General features: G+C 54.5%; 17 protein-coding genes. 4 read left to right on the top strand and 13 right to left on the bottom strand.

What is annotated here, in order from left to right:
- Positions 1-42: 42 nt before the first annotated feature.
- Positions 43-3,744, top strand: a complete 3,702-nt coding sequence (locus H8693_RS04510) for an efflux RND transporter permease subunit (RefSeq protein ID WP_249279963.1) — start codon at positions 43-45, stop codon at positions 3,742-3,744.
- Positions 3,745-4,039: 295 nt separating this feature from the next.
- Here H8693_RS04510 and H8693_RS04505 read toward each other — a convergent pair whose 3' ends face one another.
- From H8693_RS04505 to H8693_RS04490, 4 genes are read right to left on the bottom strand one after another with little or no spacing between them, the layout of a single operon-like run.
- Positions 4,040-4,858: a metal ABC transporter permease gene (locus H8693_RS04505; protein ID WP_249279962.1), complete on the bottom strand. Its 819-nt coding sequence runs from the start codon at positions 4,856-4,858 to the stop codon at positions 4,040-4,042.
- Positions 4,851-5,561 carry a metal ABC transporter ATP-binding protein gene (locus H8693_RS04500; RefSeq protein ID WP_249279961.1) on the bottom strand — a complete coding sequence of 237 codons (711 nt, stop codon included), beginning with the start codon at positions 5,559-5,561 and terminating at the stop codon, positions 4,851-4,853. The genes H8693_RS04505 and H8693_RS04500 overlap by 8 nt, the downstream gene beginning before the upstream one ends.
- Before the next feature lies 1 nt (position 5,562).
- Entirely contained in the window at positions 5,563-6,528 is a 966-nt protein-coding gene (locus H8693_RS04495; protein WP_249279960.1) for a metal ABC transporter solute-binding protein, Zn/Mn family, read from the bottom strand.
- Positions 6,525-6,944 (bottom strand): Fur family transcriptional regulator, encoded by a 420-nt coding sequence (locus tag H8693_RS04490; protein WP_249279959.1) that lies wholly within the window; start codon positions 6,942-6,944, stop codon positions 6,525-6,527. The genes H8693_RS04495 and H8693_RS04490 overlap by 4 nt, the downstream gene beginning before the upstream one ends.
- Before the next feature lie 231 nt (positions 6,945-7,175).
- Here H8693_RS04490 and H8693_RS04485 point away from each other — a divergent pair, with 231 nt between their 5' ends.
- Both H8693_RS04485 and H8693_RS04480 read left to right on the top strand, forming a co-directional pair.
- A complete protein-coding gene (locus H8693_RS04485) occupies positions 7,176-8,135 on the top strand; it encodes a glycosyltransferase family 2 protein (RefSeq protein WP_249279958.1) in 960 nt (319 codons plus the stop codon).
- Positions 8,128-9,351 (top strand): diaminopropionate ammonia-lyase, encoded by a 1,224-nt coding sequence (locus tag H8693_RS04480; RefSeq protein ID WP_249279957.1) that lies wholly within the window; start codon positions 8,128-8,130, stop codon positions 9,349-9,351. Before H8693_RS04485 ends, H8693_RS04480 begins: the two co-directional genes overlap by 8 nt.
- A 100-nt stretch (positions 9,352-9,451) precedes the next feature.
- On the opposite strand, the gene H8693_RS04475 is transcribed toward H8693_RS04480, so the two are convergent.
- From H8693_RS04475 to ttdA, 5 genes are all read right to left on the bottom strand, one after another.
- Positions 9,452-10,099: an HAD family hydrolase gene (locus tag H8693_RS04475; RefSeq protein WP_249279956.1), complete on the bottom strand. Its 648-nt coding sequence runs from the start codon at positions 10,097-10,099 to the stop codon at positions 9,452-9,454.
- A 76-nt stretch (positions 10,100-10,175) separates the two neighbouring features.
- A complete protein-coding gene (locus tag H8693_RS04470) occupies positions 10,176-11,678 on the bottom strand; it encodes an IMP dehydrogenase (RefSeq protein WP_249279955.1) in 1,503 nt (500 codons plus the stop codon).
- 88 nt (positions 11,679-11,766) lie between these two features.
- Positions 11,767-12,951, bottom strand: a complete 1,185-nt coding sequence (locus tag H8693_RS04465; RefSeq protein ID WP_249279954.1) for a CynX/NimT family MFS transporter — start codon at positions 12,949-12,951, stop codon at positions 11,767-11,769.
- Between the two features lie 397 nt (positions 12,952-13,348).
- On the bottom strand, positions 13,349-13,966 hold the full coding sequence (ttdB, locus tag H8693_RS04460; RefSeq protein WP_249279953.1) for a L(+)-tartrate dehydratase subunit beta: 618 nt from the start codon (positions 13,964-13,966) through the stop codon (positions 13,349-13,351).
- A complete protein-coding gene (gene ttdA, locus H8693_RS04455) occupies positions 13,966-14,865 on the bottom strand; it encodes a L(+)-tartrate dehydratase subunit alpha (RefSeq protein ID WP_249279952.1) in 900 nt (299 codons plus the stop codon). The genes ttdB and ttdA overlap by 1 nt, the downstream gene beginning before the upstream one ends.
- 171 nt (positions 14,866-15,036) lie before the next feature.
- On the opposite strand from ttdA, the gene H8693_RS04450 reads away from it, so the two are divergent.
- Positions 15,037-15,744, top strand: coding sequence for a LytR/AlgR family response regulator transcription factor (locus H8693_RS04450; protein WP_249279951.1), 708 nt, complete (start codon positions 15,037-15,039; stop codon positions 15,742-15,744).
- 22 nt (positions 15,745-15,766) lie between these two features.
- On the opposite strand, the gene H8693_RS04445 is transcribed toward H8693_RS04450, so the two are convergent.
- From H8693_RS04445 to H8693_RS04430, 4 genes are all read right to left on the bottom strand, one after another.
- Positions 15,767-17,584: a sensor histidine kinase gene (locus H8693_RS04445; RefSeq protein ID WP_249279950.1), complete on the bottom strand. Its 1,818-nt coding sequence runs from the start codon at positions 17,582-17,584 to the stop codon at positions 15,767-15,769.
- A 282-nt stretch (positions 17,585-17,866) separates the two neighbouring features.
- Complete coding sequence (locus tag H8693_RS04440; protein WP_249279949.1) at positions 17,867-18,676, bottom strand: Cof-type HAD-IIB family hydrolase; 810 nt, start codon at positions 18,674-18,676, stop codon at positions 17,867-17,869.
- Positions 18,677-19,026: 350 nt separating this feature from the next.
- Positions 19,027-20,076, bottom strand: a complete 1,050-nt coding sequence (locus H8693_RS04435; RefSeq protein WP_249279948.1) for a type IV pilus twitching motility protein PilT — start codon at positions 20,074-20,076, stop codon at positions 19,027-19,029.
- 286 nt (positions 20,077-20,362) lie between these two features.
- Positions 20,363-21,577: a [Fe-Fe] hydrogenase large subunit C-terminal domain-containing protein gene (locus tag H8693_RS04430; protein WP_249279947.1), complete on the bottom strand. Its 1,215-nt coding sequence runs from the start codon at positions 21,575-21,577 to the stop codon at positions 20,363-20,365.
- Positions 21,578-21,824: the final 247 nt, after the last annotated feature.

Raw genomic sequence — 21,824 nt, 5'->3', positions numbered from 1 at the left:
CAGACTTCCTTTCCTTTTTTGCAGCAAACTTGGAGGGACAAAATGTTATCAAAATGGAGCGTAAAGAAGCCGTATACTGTGGTAGTCGCGGTGGTGCTGGTGATTTTGCTGGGAGTCATTTCCTTTCTGAATATGACGACAGACCTGCTGCCCAGCATGAACCTGCCCTATGCAGTGGTCTATACCACCTTCCCCGGCGCGAGCCCGGAGAAAGTGGAAACCATGGTGACAAAGCCTGTGGAGCAGGCAATGGCCACCATGAGCAGCATCAAGGAGATTAACTCGATTTCCAGCGAGAACCTCTCCATGGTGATTTTGGAGTTCAGCAACAATGCAAATATGGATTCCGTCACCGTGGATATGCGGGAGAGCCTCGACCAGGTGGAGGCAGCATGGAAGGACAGCGGCGTCGGCAGCCCCATGATTATGAAGCTGAACCCCAATATGATGCCGGTTCTTCTGGCCGCGGTAGACGTGGAGGGAATGGATGTCCAGGAGGTTTCCCGGCTGGTCAATGAACAGATTCTGACAGAACTGGAGGGCACGGAGGGCGTCGCTTCGGTCACCCCCTCCGGCCTGATCGAGAGCCAGATGGAGGTGACCATCAGCCAGGAAAAGATCGACGCGCTGAATGAAAAAATCCTGGCCAGCATAGACAGCGATCTTTCAAAAGTGGAAGGGCAGCTCAAGGACGCCAAGGCTCAGCTTGCCAGCGGGAAAAAACAGCTTTCCGAGACGGAGAAGCAAAAGACGGCGGAGCTGGAGAGTGCGTATCAGAAATTGGAGTCCGGCAGGGAGCAGCTGGAAGCCGGGGAAAAAGAGCTGGAAAGCGGCATCGGCCAGCTGGAAGACGGGCGGACCGCCGCTCAGGAAGGGATTTCCAAGCTGGAGGAAAGCCTGGCCGCCCTGCAAAAGCAGCGCGGCGAAATGGCCGCCGCCGGAGCGACGGAGGAACAGCTGGCTCAGATGGACGCGAATATCGGCGCTCTGGAGGCCCAGAAAACAACCGCGCAGGCGCAGCTTTCCGAGCTGGAAAAACAGCTTGGCGAAGCCCAGGCGAAAAAAGGCGAGCTGGATACGCAAAAGGCACAGCTGGAGGAACAGATTGGCCAGCTGGACACCGCCAGGCAGACCATGAACAGCGAATTTTCCAAGGCCAAGCAGCAGATTTCCAGCGGGGAGAAGGAGCTGGCGGCGAAAACCGGGGAATTTGAGGCCGCCCGGGAAGAGGCGTTTAAGCAGGCGTCTCTGGACGGCGTTATCACGGCGGATATGGTTTCCGGCCTTCTGACGGCGCAGAACTTTTCCATGCCGGCGGGCTATGTGGCGGCGGATGGCGTGGATTATCTGGTGAAGGTGGGCGACCAGTTTGCCACGCCCGAGGAGATGCAGGGGCTGCTGCTGTTTACGCTGGATATAGAAGGCATGGAAAAGGTTACGCTGAACGATGTGGCGGATGTGGAGCTGGCGGACAACGCCGATGAGTTGTATGCCAAGGTGAACGGAAACGACGGCGTGATCCTCTCCTTCCAGAAGCAGGCGACCTATTCCACTGCGGATGTGACGGATGCCATTGAAAAAACGATGGATGAGCTTCAGGCCAAAAATCCGGATCTGCACTTTACTACCCTGATGAACCAGGGGGTATATATCCATATCATCATCGGAACTGTCATTGAAAATCTGCTCTATGGCGCGGTATTGGCGATTCTCGTGCTGCTGCTCTTCCTGCGGGATGCGCGGCCGACCATTATCATTGCCCTGTCGATCCCCATCAGCGTGATTTTTGCCGTGGCCATGATGTATTTCACAGGCGTTACGCTGAATATCATTTCCCTTTCGGGCCTGGCTCTGGGGGTGGGCATGCTGGTGGATAATTCCATTGTGGTAATCGAAAATATCTATCGCATGCGGAGCCTGGGCGTTCCCATCCGGGAAGCAGCCGTCAAAGGAGCAAAACAGGTGGCGGGAGCGATCGCCGCTTCGACGCTCACCACCATCTGCGTATTCCTGCCGCTGGTATTTACCGACGGCATCTCTAAAGAGCTGTTTACGGATATGGGCCTGACCATCGCCTATTCCCTCATCGCCAGCCTGATTGTGGCGCTGACACTGGTTCCGACGATGGCGTCCGGCATGCTGGTAAAAACCCGGGAGAAAAAGCATAAATGGTTTGACGGGTTCGCCAACGGCTATGTCAAAGCCCTTGGGTGGACGCTTTCCCATAAGGCGCCGGTTTTGTGCCTGGTGACGGCACTTCTGGTATTTTGCGGCGTAATGGTGGGGAGCATGGGGATGTCCTTTATCCCCGAGGCAGACAGCAGCCAGATGTCTGTCACCATGACCATGCCGGAGGACAGCACTTTTGCTGATACGAAAGAGATGGCGGGGCAGGTGATGGAGAAGATCCTGGAGATCCCGGATGTGGAGACTGTGGGGGCCATGATCGGGGGCCAGAGCATGCTGGGGAACAGCTCTAAGACCGAGGCGTCCTTCTATCTCCTTCTGGATGAAAATAAGGCCCAGACCAATGCCCAGCTGGAAACGGCAATTTTAGAAAAGACCCAGGGGATGAACTGCGAGCTTTCGGTTTCCACTTCCAATATGGATATGTCGGCCCTGGGCGGGACCGGGATCCAGGTGAATATCGAGGGCCGGGATCTGGATACGCTCCGCCGGATGGCCGGAGAAGTTGCCGCACTAATGGAGGAAACTGAGGGAACAACAGAGGTTTCCGACGGCATGGAAGAGAGCACGCCGGAAATCCGCATCACCGTGGATAAGGATAAAGCCATGGAACATGGGCTGACAGTGGCGCAGGTCTATGCTGAGATCAGCGGGGTGCTGGCTGAGGGAAAAACGGCGACGAATATTACCATTGAAAACCAGGATGTCCCTGTGGTGGTCATTGACGGGAAGAACCTCGATAAGACGCCGCAGGATATCCGGGAGATGGAGCTTACGCTGGAAGAAGAGGACGAAAACGGCGAGAAAAAGACAGTGAAGCTTCAGGATATCGCCTCTATCAGCAACGCCGAGGGTCTGTCGACCATTCAGCGGGTTAACCAGCAGCGCGTTGTGACCGCCGGCTGTGATGTGGACAGCGCGCACAACGTGAGCTTGGTGAGCCGGGAGCTGCAGAAAAAGCTCGATGCCTATGAAGTGCCAGAGGGCTATTCCATCGAGATTCAGGGCGAGAGCGAGATGATATCCTCCGCCATGCGGGATATGGTATTCCTGGTGCTGGTCGCGGTGGTGTTCATCTATCTCATCATGGTGGCCCAGTTCCAGTCGCTGCTGTCGCCCTTCATCGTGCTGTTTACCATCCCTCTGGCCTTTACAGGCGGCCTGCTGGCCCTGCTGCTGACGGGCATGGAGCTTTCGGTCATTGCGGCGCTGGGCTTCCTGATCCTGGCGGGAATTATCGTCAACAACGGCATCGTGCTGGTGGACTATGTCAACCAGCTGCGGGAAGAGGGCATGGAAAAGCGGGAAGCCATCTTGGATGCGGCCCGGACGCGTCTGCGCCCCATCCTCATGACGGCCATCACCACCATCCTTGGCCTGTTCACCATGGCGCTGGGCGTGGGAACGGGCGCGGGCATGATCCAGCCCATGGCAGTTGTGACCATCGGCGGGCTGGTTTATGGAACACTGCTCACGCTGTTTGTGGTTCCGGCCCTCTATGATATCTTTAATCGGGGAAAATACAAGAAAAAAGAACTGAAAGAGCCGGAAGAATAAGCGATGGGAAACGGGAGGCAGTATGCCTCCCGTTTTTGCTGGGAGAACTGCGGCACGCCAGGGGAAAAAGGAGCCATTCAGGAGAGGGCGACGGTCAGACGGGAGGGGAGTGAAGGATAGAATAAGGAGATAAGAGCCTGCTTTCTGCCAAATACCAGCTGACGGGAAAATTCCGGAATGTCCCTTCCGCGGGAATTATATTCCAGATAAAATTATTTTCCCGCGCAAAGATATCCTTGGCGCGGGAAACGTCCATATGGTTATGAGGCTGGAAAACCAAACGATCCGTGTTTTGTCAGGCCCGCCGGCATTTGCCGACAAGGGAGAACAGCAGGAAGGCGGCCAGATTGACGACGACCACGCTGGCGCCGGCCGGCGTAGAGAACACATAGGAGGCAAACATCCCCAGAAAGAAGCACAGGACGGAGATGACTGCCGAGCAGAGGATAACCCCGCGGAAGCTCCGGCAGACCCGCATGGAGGTGAGGGCGGGGAAAATCACCAGGCTGGAGATCAGCATGGCTCCCATGATCCGCATGCCCACGACAATGGTAATGGCCGTCAGAAGGGCCAGAAGCATGTTATAGACGCTGCAGCGTGTGCCGGTGGCCCGGGCGAAGGATTCGTCAAAGGTGACAGCGAACAGGCGGTGGTAGAACACGATAAACAGCAGCAGAACCAGAACTGAAAGGGAGATGCTCAACACAACATCGCTTTCCGACATGGCCAGGATGCTGCCAAACAGATAGTTATGGACATCGGCATTGAGGCCGGTGGTGAGGGATGTGACGATAACACCAATAGCCAGAGCGCTGCTGGAAATCAGAGCGATGGCAGCGTCGCCCTTGATGCGGCTGTCGCTGTTGATGCGGAGCAGCAAAAAGGCCGCGATGACCACCACGGGAATGGAAACCTGCAAAGGGGCGACATTCATGGCAACGGCCACCGAGAGCGCGCCAAACCCCACATGGGAAAGGCCGTCCCCGATCATGGAATATCGCTTGAGAACCAGGCTCACACCCAAAAGAGCCGAGCAGAGAGCCACCAACACGCCGACAATCATGGCCCGGCTCATGAAGGAATAGGAAAACAAATCGGCAAACAATTCAAGCATGGCTTTCTCCTCCCAAAAAACGGCGGCCGAGCTCGCTCCTGCGGTATTCCTCCGGCGTGCCGAAAAACAGCGGTTTTTCCTCCAGATGCAGCAGTTTCGTGGCGCTGGAAACGGCATAAGCGATATCGTGCGTCACCATAATGATGGAAAGCCCCTTTTCCTTCTTGAGAGAATCAATGAGTTGATAGAGCTCTGCCGTCACCAGAGGATCCAGCCCAGTGGCGGGTTCATCCAGCAGCAATAACTTTTCCGTGGCGCAAAGCGCCCGGGCCAGGAGAACCCGCTGCTGCTGTCCCCCGGACAAATCGCGATAGGAGCGTTTGGCCAGCGCATCAATACCAAGGCGCACCATATTTTTCTGGGCGGCCCGGCGGTCCTCCCGGGAAAAGAAGGGGCGGCGGCCCAGATGGTTGAGCCGCCCGGAGAGCACGACCTCCTGAACAGAGGCGGGGAAATCCTTTTGGATCTGCGTCTGCTGCGCCAGATAGCCGATCTGCCGGGGAGAGATGCCCTCCCCCCAGGAGATGCTGCCGGACTGCAGAGGGAGCAGGCCCAAAATGGCTTTGGCCAGCGTACTTTTGCCCGAGCCGTTGGGGCCGACAATGGCGAGGGTATCCCCCTCCTGCAGCGCAAAGGTCACGCCGGAGAGGACAGTATGGTGATCATAGGCGGCGCTCACGCCGCGCAGTGTGAGAATGGGCATATCAGGATAGTCCCTCCTTCAGATTTTCTGCGTTTTGCCGCATCAGGGATAGATAGGTGGCGCCGGCCTCCCATTCGTCTTTGGAGACGTTATGGCAGGAATGAAAGAGCAGCATTTTGGCGCCGGTTTCTTCCGCAATGGCCTGGGCCACCTTGGGATCGGAAAGTTCTTCATAATAGATGACGGGGATATCCTCTTCCCGAATCTCATCGATGATATGTTTGACGGCCCGGACGCTGGGTTCGGTTTCCGAGGCGCAGGAATCGTAGGCCGCCTCATAGGACAGGCCATATTCCCGAACGAAATAATAGAGGGCAAAATGGCCGCCGAACAGGATCTCCCTGCGCTTCCCCTGGGCGACGATCTGCCGAAATTCCTGATCCAGGGTGTCCAGCTCCCGGAGATAGGCCTGGGCGTTGGCATGATAATAGGAAGCACCCTCCGGGTCTTTTTCGCAAAAGGCTTTTTCTATATTCTCGACCATGGTTTTCGCCATAACCGGGCTGGTCCAGATATGGGGATCATATTCATGATGGTGTCCGAAGAGGGATTCCTCCTCGTGATCGTGGCCGTGTTCCTCCTCCTCGCTTATGAGCGTCAGCCCCTGGGAGACATCCACTACCTGCACTGTATCGCTTTCCAAGCCCGCGATCAGGTCGCCCGCCCAGCTCTCCATATACTCTCCGGTATAGAAAAAGAGATCGCTGCGGTTGATGGAGATCAGGTCGGCGGGAGAAGGTTCATAGGAATGGCTGTCCAGGCCCGGCGGGATCAGCAGGACGACATCGGCCCGGTCCCCGGCGATGGCCCTGGCAAAGTCATATTGGGGAAAGAGAGTGGCGGTGACCCGCAGCTTTCCGTCCTCCGGGGTATCCTTGGAAAAGGGAAGGGAACAGCCGCCAAGAAGAATCGCCATCCAGAGAAGAAACAGAAAAAGACAGAGGCAGCGCCTGCATCGCCGACTCATGGATGTGCCTCGTCTTTCCCGGCGCACTCCGGGCACTGTCCATAAAGAACGGTGCGGGTGGGATCGATTTTTAAATGGTGTTCCCGCAGAAGATGGGCCTCCATGTCCTGCAAAACTGCGCAGTCGATATGAAAAAGACGCCCGCAGCCAGTGCATTTGAAATGATGGTGCTGGGCACAGGCCGACGCCGCATCGATATATTGATAGCAGGCGCTGGCCCCTTCCATCACATATTTGCGCACCATTCCCTGTTCCACCAGGGCCTCCAGATAGCGGTATATGGTGGCTTTCCCAACAGGCGTCCCCTGCTCCTGCAAAAGGGCGGCCAGCCCATCGGCGGTGATATGGGAGCCATTGGTTTCCCGCAGGACACGAAGGATGTTTTCCCGCTGTTTTGTATTATAGGCGTGTTTCATCACAATCTGTCTCCTAAATATGAAACTGATTTTCAATTTCATATTATATTCCGTTCTGCAACATTGTCAAGGGCAGAATGTTGTCTGTTTTTGCAAAGATTCGCCGATATGTTCGGCGCGTTGAAATTGGCATGGATTTGTGATATAATCGAACCATTCAAAGCAACAGCCCATTTTTTTGATTCCGCAAAACGCCGGAATCCACGCAAAAAAGAGAAACCGAGAAGAAAAATGAAAGAAAAACTGTTTATTGTTGTTCCCTGTTATAATGAAGAGGAAGTCCTCCCCGAAACCACCCGGCGGCTGAAAGAAAAAATTCTTTCGCTCAAGGGGCAGGGAAAAATCGGAGAGGGGAGCCGGATCGTTTTGGTGGACGATGGCTCCAAGGACAAAACCTGGGCTATGATCCGTGAGCTTCATGAAAAAGACCCGCTGTTTTCCGGAGTCAAGCTCTCCCGCAACCGGGGGCACCAGAATGCTCTGCTGGCGGGATTGATGACCGTCAAGGGAGAAGCGGACGTGACGATTTCCATGGATGCGGATTTGCAGGACGATATCGATGCGGTGGACGAGATGCTGGACAAGTATCACGAGGGCTGCGAGATCGTCTATGGGGTTCGCAGCGCCCGCAAGACGGACACCTTTTTCAAAAAATCCACGGCGCAGGGCTTCTATAAGATTATGAGCCGGCTGGGAGTAGACGTAGTTTATAACCATGCAGATTACCGTCTCATGAGCCGGCGGGCGCTGGAAGAGCTGGAGGGATTCCGGGAAGTGAACCTGTTTCTCCGGGGCATTGTTCCCCTCATTGGATTCCAAACAGGGGTTGTCACCTATGAGCGCCATGAACGCTTTGCCGGGGAATCCAAATACCCGCTGAAAAAGATGCTGGCTTTTGCCACCGAGGGAATCACCTCCATGTCTATCCGGCCCATTCGGCTGATTTTTTCCGTGGGATGCCTCCTGTTCTTTCTGAGCCTGATCGCGCTTCTGGTGTTTGGCATCCGCTGCATCTGCGGCTATCCCGACGGACTTTTGACGATTGCCGCTTCCCTGTGGACCTTTGGCTCGCTGCAGCTCATCGCCATTGGCGTAGTGGGGGAATATGTGGGCAAGAACTATATGGAAACCAAGGCGCGGCCTAAATTTATCGTGGAAACCTATCTGCATGCGGAGGAAGACAATGACTGAGCTGAAAAGTTCCCTTGGGATCTCACTTTTGACGGGCAGGAAGCCAGGCGGCCCTCTGCCGGCCTATCTTTGCGAGGCGGAGGCGCAAAATGCTCTCCGGTTTCACCAGTCGGTTCCTGGCTATCGGGAGACGCCCCTGCGCCGCCTCAGGCACCTGGCGGAAAAGCTGGGAGTCCGGGAAATATTTGTGAAGGATGAGTCCTTCCGGTTCGGGCTCAATGCCTTCAAAAGCCTGGGATCTCTCTATGCCATGAGCCGTCTGGCCTGCCGGGAATTTGGATGGAATGGCGAAGCTGTCGTCTATGCCGATCTTCAAACGCCGCAGGCGCATAGAAAGCTCAGGGAAATGGTCTTTGCGACGGCCACCGACGGAAACCATGGCCGGGGCGTGGCCTGGTCGGCCAGCCGGCTGGGGTGCCGCTCCTTTGTATTTATGCCCAAGGGCACCGTGGAGAGCCGCGCCCATGCCATTGGGGCGATTCCCGGCGCAACGGTCACCGTCACCGACCTGACCTATGACGAGACAGTTGCCCTGGCGGCGCAGAAGGCAAAGGAGAACGGATGGATTCTCATGCAGGATACGGCCTGGGATGGCTATGAGGCGATTCCCGCCGATATCACGGCGGGCTATCAGACCCTTCCCCTGGAAATTCTCTCCCAGATGCGGGCTTATGGCGAAAAACTGCCCACCCATATCTTTCTTCAGGCAGGCGTCGGCTCTATGGCGGCGGGGGTGTTGGGATATTTTGCGGCTTGTTTTGGTGAAAATGCGCCGGCGGCAACAATTCTGGAGCCGGAAACTGTGGCCTGTATCTATGCTTCGGCGAAGGCCGCGGATGGCATGCCGCACAGCATCGCCGGGGAGACGCAGACCATCATGGCAGGGCTGAACTGCGGCACGCCCAGCAAAATTGCCTGGCCGGTGCTGCGGGATCACGCGGACTTTTATGCCAAATGCCCGGATTTTGTTTCGGCCCGGGGCATGCGCCTGGCGGCGGCGCCCCAGGGAGAGGATCCCCATTTCTTGTCGGGCGAATCGGCAGGGATCGGCTTGGGATTTGCATCCCTGGTGCTCTCCCGGAAGGAATGCGCTGCCCAGAGAGAGACATTGGGGTTCACGAAGGATTCCGTTCTGCTCATGATCAGCACAGAAGGAAACACTGATCCCGAGGGATATGAAAAGACGGTCTATGACGGGGCCTATCCGGTTCCGTGATGCAGAAACAAAAATAAAAGCAAGCATCCGGAGAGGACAAAAGCCCGGATGCTTTTTCACATAAAAACCCACTCGTTTGACGAGTGGGTTTTTAAATTCTTTAGCTTTGGGTGATTTGTCGGAGACAGGCGGGGAGATCGCCAAAGGCATCCACATAATAGGTATATTCTTCGGGCGTTAAATCGCCATAGCCATAGCGGGCATAGAGAAAGGGAATCCCGGCCTCCTCCGAGGCCCGCAGGTCGCCGCGGATGTCCCCCACATAAATGGGATGCGAAAGGTGGTTCCGGTCCGCCAGCAGGCGGATGTTTTTTCCTTTGGAAAGCCCGGTATTGCCCGAGCATTCCCGGTCGCGGAAATAGCCGCCCAGTCCATGGGAATGATAGAAAGCCTCGATATAGTTTTTTTGGCAGTTGCTCACCACGAACAGGGGATATTCCCGGGCGAGCTCCCGGAGGGTTTCTTCCAGCTTTGGATAGAGGATGGCGCCGTGGTCATACAGATATTCGGTTTCCGCCACATAACAGCGCTCCACAAGGGCCAGGCGTTCTTCCCGTTCCAGGCCAGGGAAAAGTTTGGCAGCCAGATCCTCGATGCCCAGCCCCATGACGCCCTGCATCTGTTTCTCGCTGATCCGCATGGAGAGGCCCTCCTTTTGGATGAGATCGTTCCAGGCGTCCAGAACGCCTGCGCTGGCGTCCCAAAGAGTTCCGTCCAGGTCAAAAATGATACTGTCAATTTTTGGCATAGATATTCTCCTAAAAATAGGGGCTATACATGCAGGATGCATAGCCCGGTGTCATAAAATTTCGTGGAAAAGCCGCTCAGCTCTGGGGTGTCTTATCCTTCAGCAGGACATCATGGGAACCACCCTCGACAATGCTGGTGGAGGAAACCAGGGTGATTTTCGCGTTCTTCTGCAGATCGGGAATGTTTAGAACGCCCACATTGCACATCGTGTGCCGCACTTTGCTTAAGGACATGGTGACGTTGTCTTTCAAGCTCCCGGCATAGGGGACATAGGAATCCACGCCTTCTTCAAAGGACAGCTTCTTATCCCCGCCCATATCATACCGCTGCCAGTTGCGGGCCCGGTTGGAGCCTTCGCCCCAATATTCCTTCATATAGCTGCCGTTGATGTTGACCTTGTTGGTGGGGGATTCGTCGAAACGGGAGAAATACCGCCCCAACATGAGGAAATCCGCCCCCATGGCCAGCGCCAGAGTCATATGATAGTCGTGGACAATGCCGCCGTCTGAACAGAGGGGAATATATACACCGGTCTTTTCAAAATATTCATCCCGGGCTTTGGCAACCTCAATGACCGCCGTGGCCTGGCCGCGGCCGATGCCCTTCTGTTCCCGGGTGATGCAGATGGAGCCGCCGCCGATGCCGATTTTCACGAAATCCGCTCCCGCTTCGGCCAGGAAGAGGAAGCCATCCTTATCCACCACGTTGCCCGCGCCCACTTTGACGGAATCGCCGTATTTTTTGCGGATAAACTCGATGGTCAGCTTCTGCCATTCCGAGAAGCCCTCGGAGGAATCGATGCAGAGGACGTCCGCTCCCGCTTCCACCAGCGCGGGAACGCGCTCTTCATAATCCCGGGTGTTGATGCCCGCGCCCACCATATAGCGTTTGTGGTCATCCAGCAGCTCCAGGGCGTTTTCTTTATGGGAGTCATAGTCCTTGCGGAACACCATATATTTGAGGCGCTGGTTTTCATCCACGAGAGGAAGAGCATTCAGCTTGTGATCCCAGATGATGTCGTTGGCTTCCTTCAGGGAGGTTTTGTCGCTGGCGCAGATCAGATCCTCAAACTTGGTCATAAATTCTTTAACCTTGCAGTCCAGCGACATGCGGCTTAGGCGGTAATCCCGGCTGGTCACCAGCCCTACCAGCCTGCCGTTTGCCGTTCCGTCGTCGGTAACGGCGACGGTGGAATGGCCGGTGCGCTCCTTCAAAGCGACGATATCCCGGAGCGTGCTCTCCGGCGTGATATTGGAATCGCTGGTGACAAAGCCGGCCTTATAGCTCTTCACACGAGCCACCATTTTGGCCTCATCCTCGATTGACTGCGAACCATATATAAAAGAAAGACCCCCTTCTTTTGCAAGCGCAATCGCCATTTTATCGTCGGAGACCGACTGCATGATGGCGGAAGTCAGGGGGATGTTTAAGTTGATGCTGGAAGTTTCGCCTTTTTTGAATTTGACCAGGGGCGTTTTCAGGGATACGTTTCCGGGAATGCATTCCGTGGAAGAATAACCGGGAACGAGCAGATATTCACCAAAGGTATGGGACGGTTCTTCAAAAAAATATGCCATATTTCGCTTCTCCTCCGTATATGATTACTAATCAGAATAGCACTCCGAGGGGGAAAAGTCAACGGGAAAACGCCCCGGAAAACGCTCTTTATTCGGGAAGTTTGATGTCCCTTCCGGCAAAGTGGCCGGACACCGCCATTGCCGCCGCCGCGGCTGCCAAAAGAAGCAGAGGGATTGTCCAGCTATGGGTGAGATCGAATAAAAATCCAAGGAGAATGGGGCCAATGGTGGCCAGAGAATAGCCAATAGCCTGAGACATGCCGGAAAGCTGGGCCGCCTGCGCAACACTGTTGCTCCGCAGGGCGATGAAGCTGACAGCCAGGGGAACCCCGGTTCCGCAGCCTAACCCCAGAATGGCGATGAAGAAATACAGCCAAAAGCCCCCGGGAATGAACAAAAGCCCCAGGAGTCCCACAAAATAACAGCTGTAGCAGAGGGCGCTGATGAGCCGCTGGCTATGCATTCGGGTGGCGATAATGGGCACGAGGAGAGAGGAAGGGAGACAGAGAAGCTGGAGAAAAGAGCCAATAAAGCCAGCACTTTCTGCATTCATTCCCTTGATGAGAAGCAGGGAGGGGAGCCATGCCGACAGGCTATACCAGATAAAGGAATGGAGGCCCATACAGAAGGCCACCTGCCATGCCAGAGGGGAGCGGAAGAGCACTTTCCATGGGGTCTGCCCTGGGGTATGAGCCTGTGTCAGGGCAGGCCGGGGCTCCCGGCGCAGAGCAAAAGCCCAGATGACAAGGGATACCGCCGCCGGAAGCAGCCAGATGAGCAGGGAAAACTGCCAGCTGGTGGCCTGGCTGATGGGCACGGAGGCCCCGGAGCTGATACCCGAAAAAATTGTCAGACAGCAGTTATACAGCCCGGTCATGAGGCCGATCTGCAAGGGGAAATTTTCCTTGATCAGGCTGGGGATCAAGACGTTAAATACCGTGATGCCGAGGCCGGTCAAAAACATGCCCAAAAAGAGTCCGATAGTGCCCAAAAGCGAGCGCATGAGCAGCCCGGCGATGAGGATCAGAAGCCCTAACACTACGCTGCGGGTATTTCCAATACGGTCAGAGAGAGAGGGGACAAGAAGGGAAAAGACCGCGAAGGAAAAGAGGGGAATGCTGGTGAGCAGCCCGGCAAGACTGCTGGAAATGGACAAGTCCTGCTGGATCTCTCCCACCAGAACGCCAATGGCAGTGATGGGTCCCCGCATGTTGCATGACAGGAGAAGAATTCCGGCGGCAAGAAACCATGAGCTGGATTTTTTCTGTTCCATTGTGTACCTCGAAAGGAAAAAATAAATATACCAAACGCCCTACATTGTAGCACGAAAAATCCAATTAGGATATATTGTTTCAGAAAATTTTCAGAAAAAAGGCATCGGGGAAAAGACGGGATGCGCGGAAGGGAACCAAAAGAAGAAAGCCGGATTTTTCTGAAGTCTGCTCGATTTCCAGTGCTTTGAAAATCCCCCTGCTGGCGTTTAACGGTTCGATATAGTATCAAGCAATTTTTTGCGGAAGATGGATTGCGGCGGAAGCAGACTTCTGCGAAATGTGGCTGGCCCACTTTTTTACAGGCCGTATCCAAATCCCCTCTCCCCCGCGGGCCCATTCAGGTTTATCCAATAAAAAACGCCCACTCCCAAAAAGGAAGAGGGCGCTTCGGTTGGTCTATTTGATGAAGCCCACATGCTTGCAGATTTCCGCCGTGGCTGCATCCTTTCTCTCATTGAAAATCACTTTGTTTTGCTCAAACAGGTTATTCCCATGGGTATCGATGGAGACGATCAGCGGGCCGAACTCCCGGATCCGGCAGTTCCATAGGGTTTCCGGCATGCCCAGATCACGCCAATGAGAGCTTTCAATAGCCTCCACACGCGTAGCCGCGACAACGGCGCAGCCTGCGGGGAAAACGCAGTGGATGGCCTTATATTCCCGGCAGCCTTCCATGGTTCCCTGGCCCATGCCGCCTTTGCCCACGATAACCCGCACCCCGGTTTCCCGGATGAAGTCCTTTTCAAACTTTTCCATCCGCATACTGGTGGTGGGGCCGACGGAAACCATTTCAAAGGCGTCCTGTTCTCCCTCGATGGGGCGGACAATTGGCCCGGCATGGAAGATGGCGCCGCCGCGGACATCGATGGGCAGCGCACGTCCCTCCTCAATGAGCCGCCGGTGCGCCACATCCCGGCAGGTGACGATATGGCCGGTGAGATAGATAATGTCGCCCACCCGGATGTCTTCCAGATCGGCTGCCGAAAGCGGCGTTGTCAATATCTTTTTTGCCATTATAACGTGACCTCCTTATGGGATGTGATGGTATAGTTGAGATCCTTGTCAAAGATGATATGGCCCCGGCGGTGCGACCAGCATCCAATGCTCACTGCAACACCGATGGCAGAGGGGTGGCGGGCGGTGTTTTCGATATGAACGCCCATGACCGACGCCTTGCCCGTCATGCCCTGCGGGCCAAGACCGATGCTGTTGATGCCGTCCTCCAGCAGCTTTTCCATGGAGGCTGCCCGGGGATTGGGATTATGCTGCCCCAGCGGGCGCATGAGGGCCTTTTTGGAGAGAAGAGCCGCCGTTTCCACCGATGTGGCTACGCCCACGCCCACCAGCAGCGGCGGACATGCGTTCAGGCCATAGCTGGTCATGATATCCATGACGAACTGCGTGACCCCCTCATAGCCTGCACCCGGCATCAGAACCATGGCCTTCCCCGGAAGGGTGCAGCCGCCGCCGGCCATATAGGTGTCGATTTCGCAGGAATCGCCGCCAGGGACGATTTCCCAGAATACAGTGGGAGTACCTTTGCCAACATTCTTGCCCGTGTTGTATTCGTCAAAGGTTTCCACACTGTTGTGACGCAGCGGCGCGCTGACGGTGGCTTCGATCACCGCCTGGCGCAGAAGCGCCTCCAGCTCCCCGATGAGAGGGAAATGGGTTCCGCATTTCACAAAAAACTGCAATACGCCGGTATCCTGACAGCAGGGCCGGTCCAGCTTTTTGGCGAGGGCCTGATTTTCAAACATGGTGTCATAGATGGCGGTGGCCAGCTCGCCGGTCTCCTCCCGGCGCAGCTCCTGCAATTTTTTGTATACGTCATCTGGGAGGACTTTTCCGGAATAGGCGATGAATTTCGCCATGATGTCGGTCATATGGCGAACCGCCTGTGCATTTTGCATGGTTTGTTTCCTCCAATCTTAGAGTTTCTATTTGTATTATAGCACATCCTGCCGCGGCGGCAAGGGATTTGCGGCAGAGGAATTGAACTTTTTGGGGCGGCTGTGGTATACTAATAAAAATCCGATTTTTTGTGATAAATATTTTGCCTTTGGGCGGAAATGGAGCGGCATATGAAAATCTGGATCTGCGATGACGCGCCAGGATTTCTGGAGGAATATAAAAAATTGGTTTTGCAACAGGCGGAAGAGCTGTGCCTGCATGCGGAGGTGCGGACGTTTGCTTCCGGAGAAGAGATCCTCTCCTATGCGCGGGCCGGGCACCAAGCGGATGTGATTTTTCTCGATATTCTCATGGGGGAGCTTAACGGCATCGACACAGCTATGGCCCTGCGGGAGATGGGGGTGGAAAACCATATTGTATTTATCACTTCCACGCCGGATTATGCCATCGAAGGATATAAGGCAAAAGCGTTCCGCTATATTTTAAAGCCCATCCGCATCGATACGGTCCGCACGCTTCTGGAGGAAATTTTGGAAGAGGGCCGGGAGGACAGCCTGGTGGTGCCCCATGGAAAATCCAGCCTGTCTGTTCAAAAGGAGGATATCGTATATATCGAGCGGATCAACCGCAAGACGATTATCCATACCCAGAACGACGAGGTGGAATCTGCAATCCGCCTGGACGAGCTGGAAAAGCAGCTGGATTCCCGGTTCATCCGCTGTCACAAGAGCTTCATCGTGAATTTCAAATACTGCGTCAAGCTGAAAGCCAGCGAAATGCTTTTGAAAAACGGCGTGAGCGTGAGCATCAGCCGGCCCAATGCCCAAAAGACAAAGGCCGCGTTTTTTGCCTATCATAAAAAGTCCATTGTCCATTAAAAAAGAGCCGCACGGCTCTTTTTTAATGTCTCTTATGGGAGAAGGGAACGGGCAGGGGAGAATCCAGGGGAAGGGAGATATAGATTTCAAAGGAAGTGTCGTCATATTCGATATGCATGGTTCCTTCATGCTTTTCTACCGTCGACTGGATGATGCTGATGCCATAGCCATGGATCATTTTGGAGGATTTGGTCGTCAGGAACCGGCCGTCCCGCTCGATGGTTTCTCCAACCTTGCTGTTTTTGCACATTATGAACAGCTGCTGGTCCTCATAGAAAATCGAAAGCTCCAGCGTGCCGTGCTCCTGAAGGGCCAGGGCGTCCAGGGCATTGTCCAGGACATTTACCAGAATGCTGCACAGATCCCGGTCTGAGAAGGGCAGGGACGGAGGCAGCTTCACCATCTGCTGGATGTCGGCATGGAGCGCCTGGGCGGCGGAGAGTTTATCGTTAATGATGGAATCCACCACGACGTTGCCGGTGTTGCAGAAGGGGAGCGTGCGAACATAATCGTTGCACAGGTTCTGGAGATAGGAGAGGGCTTCCTCCTGGCGGCCGCCGGCATAGAGATGATAGAGCATGCTGTAGTGGTTTTTCAGGTCATGGGAAATTTTGTGCATCTCGTTGATGCGCTGTTCCAGCATTTCATAGTTTTTGGATACGGCATCGGCCACATAGGTATTCAGCTCTTCTTTGAACAACCCCTTATATTTTTCCCGAGTGATGCGGGCAGTGGAACGGAAAATGATATAAGAACAGCAGACAGGAAGAAAGGCCTTTACAAGGCGAAAATCCTCTATGGGCTTGATCCAGATATAGGCATAGACATCAAAACAGGTCACCAAAAAGAGCAGGCAAAGGGCAGCCAGCGGGAGAAGAGGTTCGCGTCCGGCCCGCTTGAGAGAAATGACATGCCAGAAGGCGAACCCAAAATGGACGGCCAATACGACGAAAAAGAAATTCATCACTACCGCGATGGGGAAGATGTCTAAAAGCTCAACCAACAGAGAAAACACCAGGAGCAGGATCTCCAGGGCCAAAGGGATCACCATCCATCGGCGTAGCTTGGCGCTGGCGGCAATGTTCAGATAGATGAGCAGAGGCAGCGGAGCTAGAAAGAGAACAAAGGACTGAACCAGGGAGACATAGGCCGGAGCGACGATCTGGGGAATGGTGGGCGCATAGACGGCGGAAATCCCGGCGGAAAACAGGAAAAAGAGGCCCAGGAAAAAATAGCGGTTATATTCGGAAGGCCGCCGCAGAATGCGGATGGCATAGACGATAAAAAACAAAAAAGCCGTGATAAACGCGCCCAAAAATAGGTAGCGGAAGCCGGAATTGTTGTTGGAGATCTCATGAAGTTGGTTATAGTTTCCAAAGTAGACAGGGGAGACGATATCGTAATAATGCGGGGAATCCGAATGGATGGAGAGGGTCAGGATTTTTTCCTGATAGTTCACGGGAAGATAGACATAGTTATTTCGGATCTCCGCCGGATTGCTTTCGGAGACGACCTGGGTATAGATGACGCTGCCGTCCACCGAAACCACAACGTCCTGATGGTTGCTCTGAAAGAACAGGGCGGCCGAGGAATAATCCCTCCCCGAGGGGAGGCGGCGCTCCAAAGTATAAAATTCATCAAAGTCCGCGCCCTCTACACGGCCTCCGATAGAAACCTGCTGCGTCCCCTGGGAAGAGGTCAGGCTCCAACCTTGATCCATGACAATGACGTCTTTTGGGATATAGAGCTTGGTTAAAAACAGCATATAATAGAGAAGAACTGTGACGATGACCGAAACCAGAAGGAAAACGGCAGGCCAGGTATTTTTTGATCGGTTCATGGGTTTCCCCCAAATATATGGATTCTTTAGGATTAGTATATCATGTTTTTTTCACGAAAAATATAAATATGCAAAAAAGGCAGAAAAAATGGTTAGTTTGTAATTTCCCTTGAAAATTAAGGAAAAAGAAGGTATCCTAAAACCATTCCGAAAAGGGTTCTTTGGTATTTCTTACAACTTGCGTCAAAGGATCGATTCACCGATTGTTTATAAACAGGTAGGGATTTGGAACCGGGAGCACAAAAGAACGTGCTTCCGGTTCCTCGCTTTTTACCGTTATTTTCAGGCCAGGCAATAGGTTTCAATGGCTTTGGCAACGCCGTCCGCATCGTTTGCGGCGGTGACGGCGTCTGCCTGCTGCTGCACGGGAAGAGGCGCGTTGCCCATGGCGACGCCCAGTCCCGCAAAGGAGAGCATGGAGACATCGTTATAGTTATCGCCAATGGCCATCACTTCTTCCCGGGAAAAGCCATAAGCGTCCATCAAAAAGGATATGGCGCCGGTTTTGGAAACCCCTCCGGGCATAATTTCCAAATAAGTAGGCTTGGAAGGATAGATATTGGCCTGCGTTCCCCAGGCTTCCTGAAGCTCTTTTTGAAGCGCGTCGACCTTTTCCGGTTCGGCCAGGACCATCAGCTTGTTGGCGGATTGGCCGTTTTTTCCCCAGGCTTCAAAAAGAGAGGGCAATTCTGCCTGGCGGAAGGATGTGTGGGTGATCTCGGCTTCCTGCCGGGCCCAGGCATCCGCCCGGTTCACATACCAGTGGTTTTCCTGATAGATGCTGAGATGGACGTCATGGGCGCCGGCCTGTGCGCATAACCGGCGGACCAGAGAGAGGGGAAGGGCTGTGCTTTTCAACACATGATCCCTATGAGAGATCATGCCGCCGCTGAAGCTGATGATGGGGCCGGGCAGGCCCAGATCATCGGCCAGCGGCTGGATGCCTTTGGGCATCCGCGCAGAGACGAGAACCGGGAGAATCCCTGCCTTCTGCGCTCTTTGCAGAGCGGCGCGGGTAGCGGGGGTCACTTCATTTTTGGAATTGAGCAGCGTTCCATCGATATCCAGGCAAAGCAGTCGAATGTGTGCCATAGAAACCTCCTCCTGTTTTTTCGGGATTATACTACTCCACGGAGGGAAGAAAAGTCAAGGGCAAAGAAAACATTGGCAGAATATTGTCCAAACGGCGGTGTCGCTGTATGTAAAAAAATCCCGGCGGGATGGTTCAGGGAGCGGAATACGGGAAGCATCCAGGACAGAACCAACGCAAAAAGACATATGAATATGCTTGGGACGGTGCTGCCAGGGCGGCGCCGTTTTTGTTATGGATAAAAGTCCGGGGCCGGAATGCCCGGCGGAGAAAAGAAGGATAGAAAGACATTTTTTGTAAGAGAAAATGCAAGAAAAAAGCGGCGGAAAAGCCGCCGCCGGGTGACCGGGCATTATTTCAAATATTCCGCCAGCTCCTGGGGCTGAAGGGAAAAATATTGGGCCCATTCCTTTGTAACTGTCTGGCTGTTCACCAGCTCCGCCAGAGACTGTTCCATGGTGGACATCCCAAAGGAAGAATCCTCCCGCATGAGAGGGCGGATTTCATCCAGCCGGTCCAGAGCGATTCGGGAAGCTACTTCATCATTGACCCGCAAAATTTCAAAAGCGGGAACCAGGCTGTCGCCGCCGGCAACGGGCAGAAGGCATTGGGTCGTGACAGCCCGCAGGCAACGGGATAGCTGCCGCAGAACGACCGGACGATCCTGGGCGGGATATGCGCGAAGGATCCGGGAAAAAGCGGCCTGGGTACTGTCGGCCCGGAGCGAGGCAAAAACCAGGCATCCGGCCTGCGCCGCAGCGAGGGCGGCGTCGATGGAAGCGGCGTCCGTCAGTTCCCCCAGCGAAAGGATGTCCACATCCTCCTTCAGGGCGGCTTCCACCCCCTGGGTCAGGGATTCCACATCTGTCCCCACCGAACGGTGGCTGATGAGGGAACGCTTCCCTTCATGAATATATTCCACCGGGCTTTCCAAAATCAGGATATGGGAACCCTTTTTCTCGTTGATGAGATTCAAAAGCGCGGTGACCGTTGTGGTCCGGCCGCTGCCGGCTTCTCCGTTGATGAGAACCAGCCCGCTTCTGTATTTGGCCACCGACCGCAGAACCGCGGGGAGGTGAAAGGCCTCCATTGTGGGAACGGTGGGCTGGAGAAGCCGGACGGCAATGCTGCACCGCCCCTGGGAATGATAGATATTCACCCGCTGGCGGTTGCCCATGGGCGTAATATAGCAAAACTGGGAATCCCGGTCGGGATCCGGATCGCTCACGGAAACCCGCATCATATCCGAGGCGATGCAGCGGATTTCCTCGGGCGTATAGGGGTTCAGATCGCCGATGCGCGTAAGCTCGCCGCGGAGCCGGACGATGGGAGGCTCCCCACTCATAATATGGATATCGGAACAACCAAGATTGCGCGCATGTTCTAGTAGTCTGTTGATCATTTGTTGGTTCTCCTTTCTGATATTGTTGGCGTTTACGCGGCATTTTTTATGAAGCAAACCCGTTTCAAAAAAATGCGGGCAGTGACAACTTTGTTTTTTTCTCCACCAGAGAAAATATGATAGATTATAATAACACGCAACATCCGAAAGTGCAACAAAAAAAGAGAGAAAAACCAGAAAATTAACAGAAGCATAACAAATGTTAATAAAACGTGATATAAAAAGGAAAAACCGCAAAAAATGATTGCGGTTTTGTTGGGTTGGAACGATAAGTTAACAAACAATTTTATAGTTTTCTTGTGAATATTTCACTATTTTTGAGAAGTTCTTCCGGAGAATGAATGCCCAAATGTTCCAAAAGCTCAATGACATAGGGGTTATCGATGGGCGTCCGGCTGGAAGCGCCGGCGGCATAGGCCTCCACATTCCGCTTCCCTTCCTCCCGGGGAATGGTGATCTTGGGGCCGCCTACACAGCCGCCCTTGCAGCCCATCCCCTCGATAAAGTTGCCGGGGATTTCTCCCGCAAGGAGCCGCTCCAAAAGGGCGCGGCAGTCTTTGACGCCATCGGCATGGACCGTCTTGATGGGGATATCCCGGCGGGGATGAATGCGCTCCAGGCAGTTCTCCACCGCCTCGCTGACGCCGCCTGTCCGGGCATAGAGACGGCCGGCCGAAGAGGAGTGATCCCGGCTGTCCTCCGGGAATTGCTCGGGGTGAATATCCGCCTGGGAAAAGAACTCCTGGATTTCCTGAAAGGTAAGGACAAAGTCCACCGCATCTCCCACATCGGATTCCCGGGCTTCTGCCTTTTTGGCGAGACATGGCCCGATGAACACGGTTTTTGCCTCGGGATGCAGGCGTTTGATGACCCGGCCACAGGCGACCATGGGCGAAACCGAACCGGGGATATGCGGCTTGAGCTGGTGATAGATTTTGCGGATCATGGAGATCCAAACCGGGCAGCAGCAGCTGGTGAGCAAAAAGTCCTCGTGGCTGTGAACGGCGTTTTCAAATTCAAAGGCTTCTTTGAGGGTCAGGATATCGGCAAACAGCGCGACTTCCACCATCCCTGCAAAGCCCAGGGATTTGAAGGCGGCCCGCAGCTTGCCCGGAGTCACATTTTCACTGAACTGGCCGATAAAGGCTGGGGCGATCATCACATAGACGGGCTGGGGTTCCTTCAGGGCATAGAGCAGGGCGAGCGTATCGCGGCTTGGCTCCAGCTTATCGCAGACGTCAAGACAGGCGGCGCAGCCGCAGCATTTGTCTTTGTCGATGTGTATTTTTCCTGTTTCGTCTTTGGTCAGAGCTGAAAAAAGACAGCTTTTTATGCAGGGCGCGTCCTTGCCGCAGGTGCATGGCTCTCCGCCGGGAAGGACGGCGGCATATTTCTCCGGATGCAGCAGACAATCCAGCTGCCCCTCGTCGCTGGGAAGCGGGGCATCGCCATGAATTGCCGAGGCGAGCAGACGTGTATGAAGTTCCTTTAATGTTTCCATAAAAACCTCCTGTTTTTCCATAGGATTAGAATGCCGAACCCCGCGGGGATTTATTCCCGGTCGGGCATCTTGCCCGAGAAAGGAGCCTGTCCTTCATAGACTGTCTCGGGCTTCTTTCGACGAAGTAACTGCTACTTTCTGGCCCCTGATTCGCAAATACAACCGGCCGGGAAGAGGAATTTTTCTGTATCCTGCCTTTATGAGATCGGCCGTCTGTAATACATTTCCCGCTGGTTTTGGATGGCGG

This window comes from Guopingia tenuis (assembly GCF_014384805.1).
Taxonomy (GTDB): domain Bacteria; phylum Bacillota; class Clostridia; order Christensenellales; family Christensenellaceae; genus Guopingia; species Guopingia tenuis.
The sequence above is the reverse complement of the archived record's forward strand: the minus strand, read 5'-3'. Positions and strand labels throughout refer to the sequence as shown.

Coding starts and splice junctions, on each gene's coding strand:
- ttdA (WP_249279952.1), bottom strand. CDS start 14,865: ATGCAAAATGCACAGGCGGTTCGCCATATGACCGACATCATGGCGAAA.
- H8693_RS04465 (WP_249279954.1), bottom strand. CDS start 12,951: ATGGAACAGAAAAAATCCAGCTCATGGTTTCTTGCCGCCGGAATTCTT.
- H8693_RS04430 (WP_249279947.1), bottom strand. CDS start 21,577: ATGGAAACATTAAAGGAACTTCATACACGTCTGCTCGCCTCGGCAATT.
- H8693_RS04440 (WP_249279949.1), bottom strand. CDS start 18,676: ATGGCACACATTCGACTGCTTTGCCTGGATATCGATGGAACGCTGCTC.
- H8693_RS04485 (WP_249279958.1), top strand. CDS start 7,176: ATGAAAGAAAAACTGTTTATTGTTGTTCCCTGTTATAATGAAGAGGAA.
- H8693_RS04480 (WP_249279957.1), top strand. CDS start 8,128: ATGACTGAGCTGAAAAGTTCCCTTGGGATCTCACTTTTGACGGGCAGG.
- H8693_RS04435 (WP_249279948.1), bottom strand. CDS start 20,076: ATGATCAACAGACTACTAGAACATGCGCGCAATCTTGGTTGTTCCGAT.
- H8693_RS04475 (WP_249279956.1), bottom strand. CDS start 10,099: ATGCCAAAAATTGACAGTATCATTTTTGACCTGGACGGAACTCTTTGG.
- H8693_RS04505 (WP_249279962.1), bottom strand. CDS start 4,858: ATGCTTGAATTGTTTGCCGATTTGTTTTCCTATTCCTTCATGAGCCGG.
- H8693_RS04495 (WP_249279960.1), bottom strand. CDS start 6,528: ATGAGTCGGCGATGCAGGCGCTGCCTCTGTCTTTTTCTGTTTCTTCTC.
- H8693_RS04490 (WP_249279959.1), bottom strand. CDS start 6,944: ATGAAACACGCCTATAATACAAAACAGCGGGAAAACATCCTTCGTGTC.
- H8693_RS04450 (WP_249279951.1), top strand. CDS start 15,037: ATGAAAATCTGGATCTGCGATGACGCGCCAGGATTTCTGGAGGAATAT.
- ttdB (WP_249279953.1), bottom strand. CDS start 13,966: ATGGCAAAAAAGATATTGACAACGCCGCTTTCGGCAGCCGATCTGGAA.
- H8693_RS04445 (WP_249279950.1), bottom strand. CDS start 17,584: ATGAACCGATCAAAAAATACCTGGCCTGCCGTTTTCCTTCTGGTTTCG.
- H8693_RS04470 (WP_249279955.1), bottom strand. CDS start 11,678: ATGGCATATTTTTTTGAAGAACCGTCCCATACCTTTGGTGAATATCTG.
- H8693_RS04510 (WP_249279963.1), top strand. CDS start 43: ATGTTATCAAAATGGAGCGTAAAGAAGCCGTATACTGTGGTAGTCGCG.
- H8693_RS04500 (WP_249279961.1), bottom strand. CDS start 5,561: ATGCCCATTCTCACACTGCGCGGCGTGAGCGCCGCCTATGATCACCAT.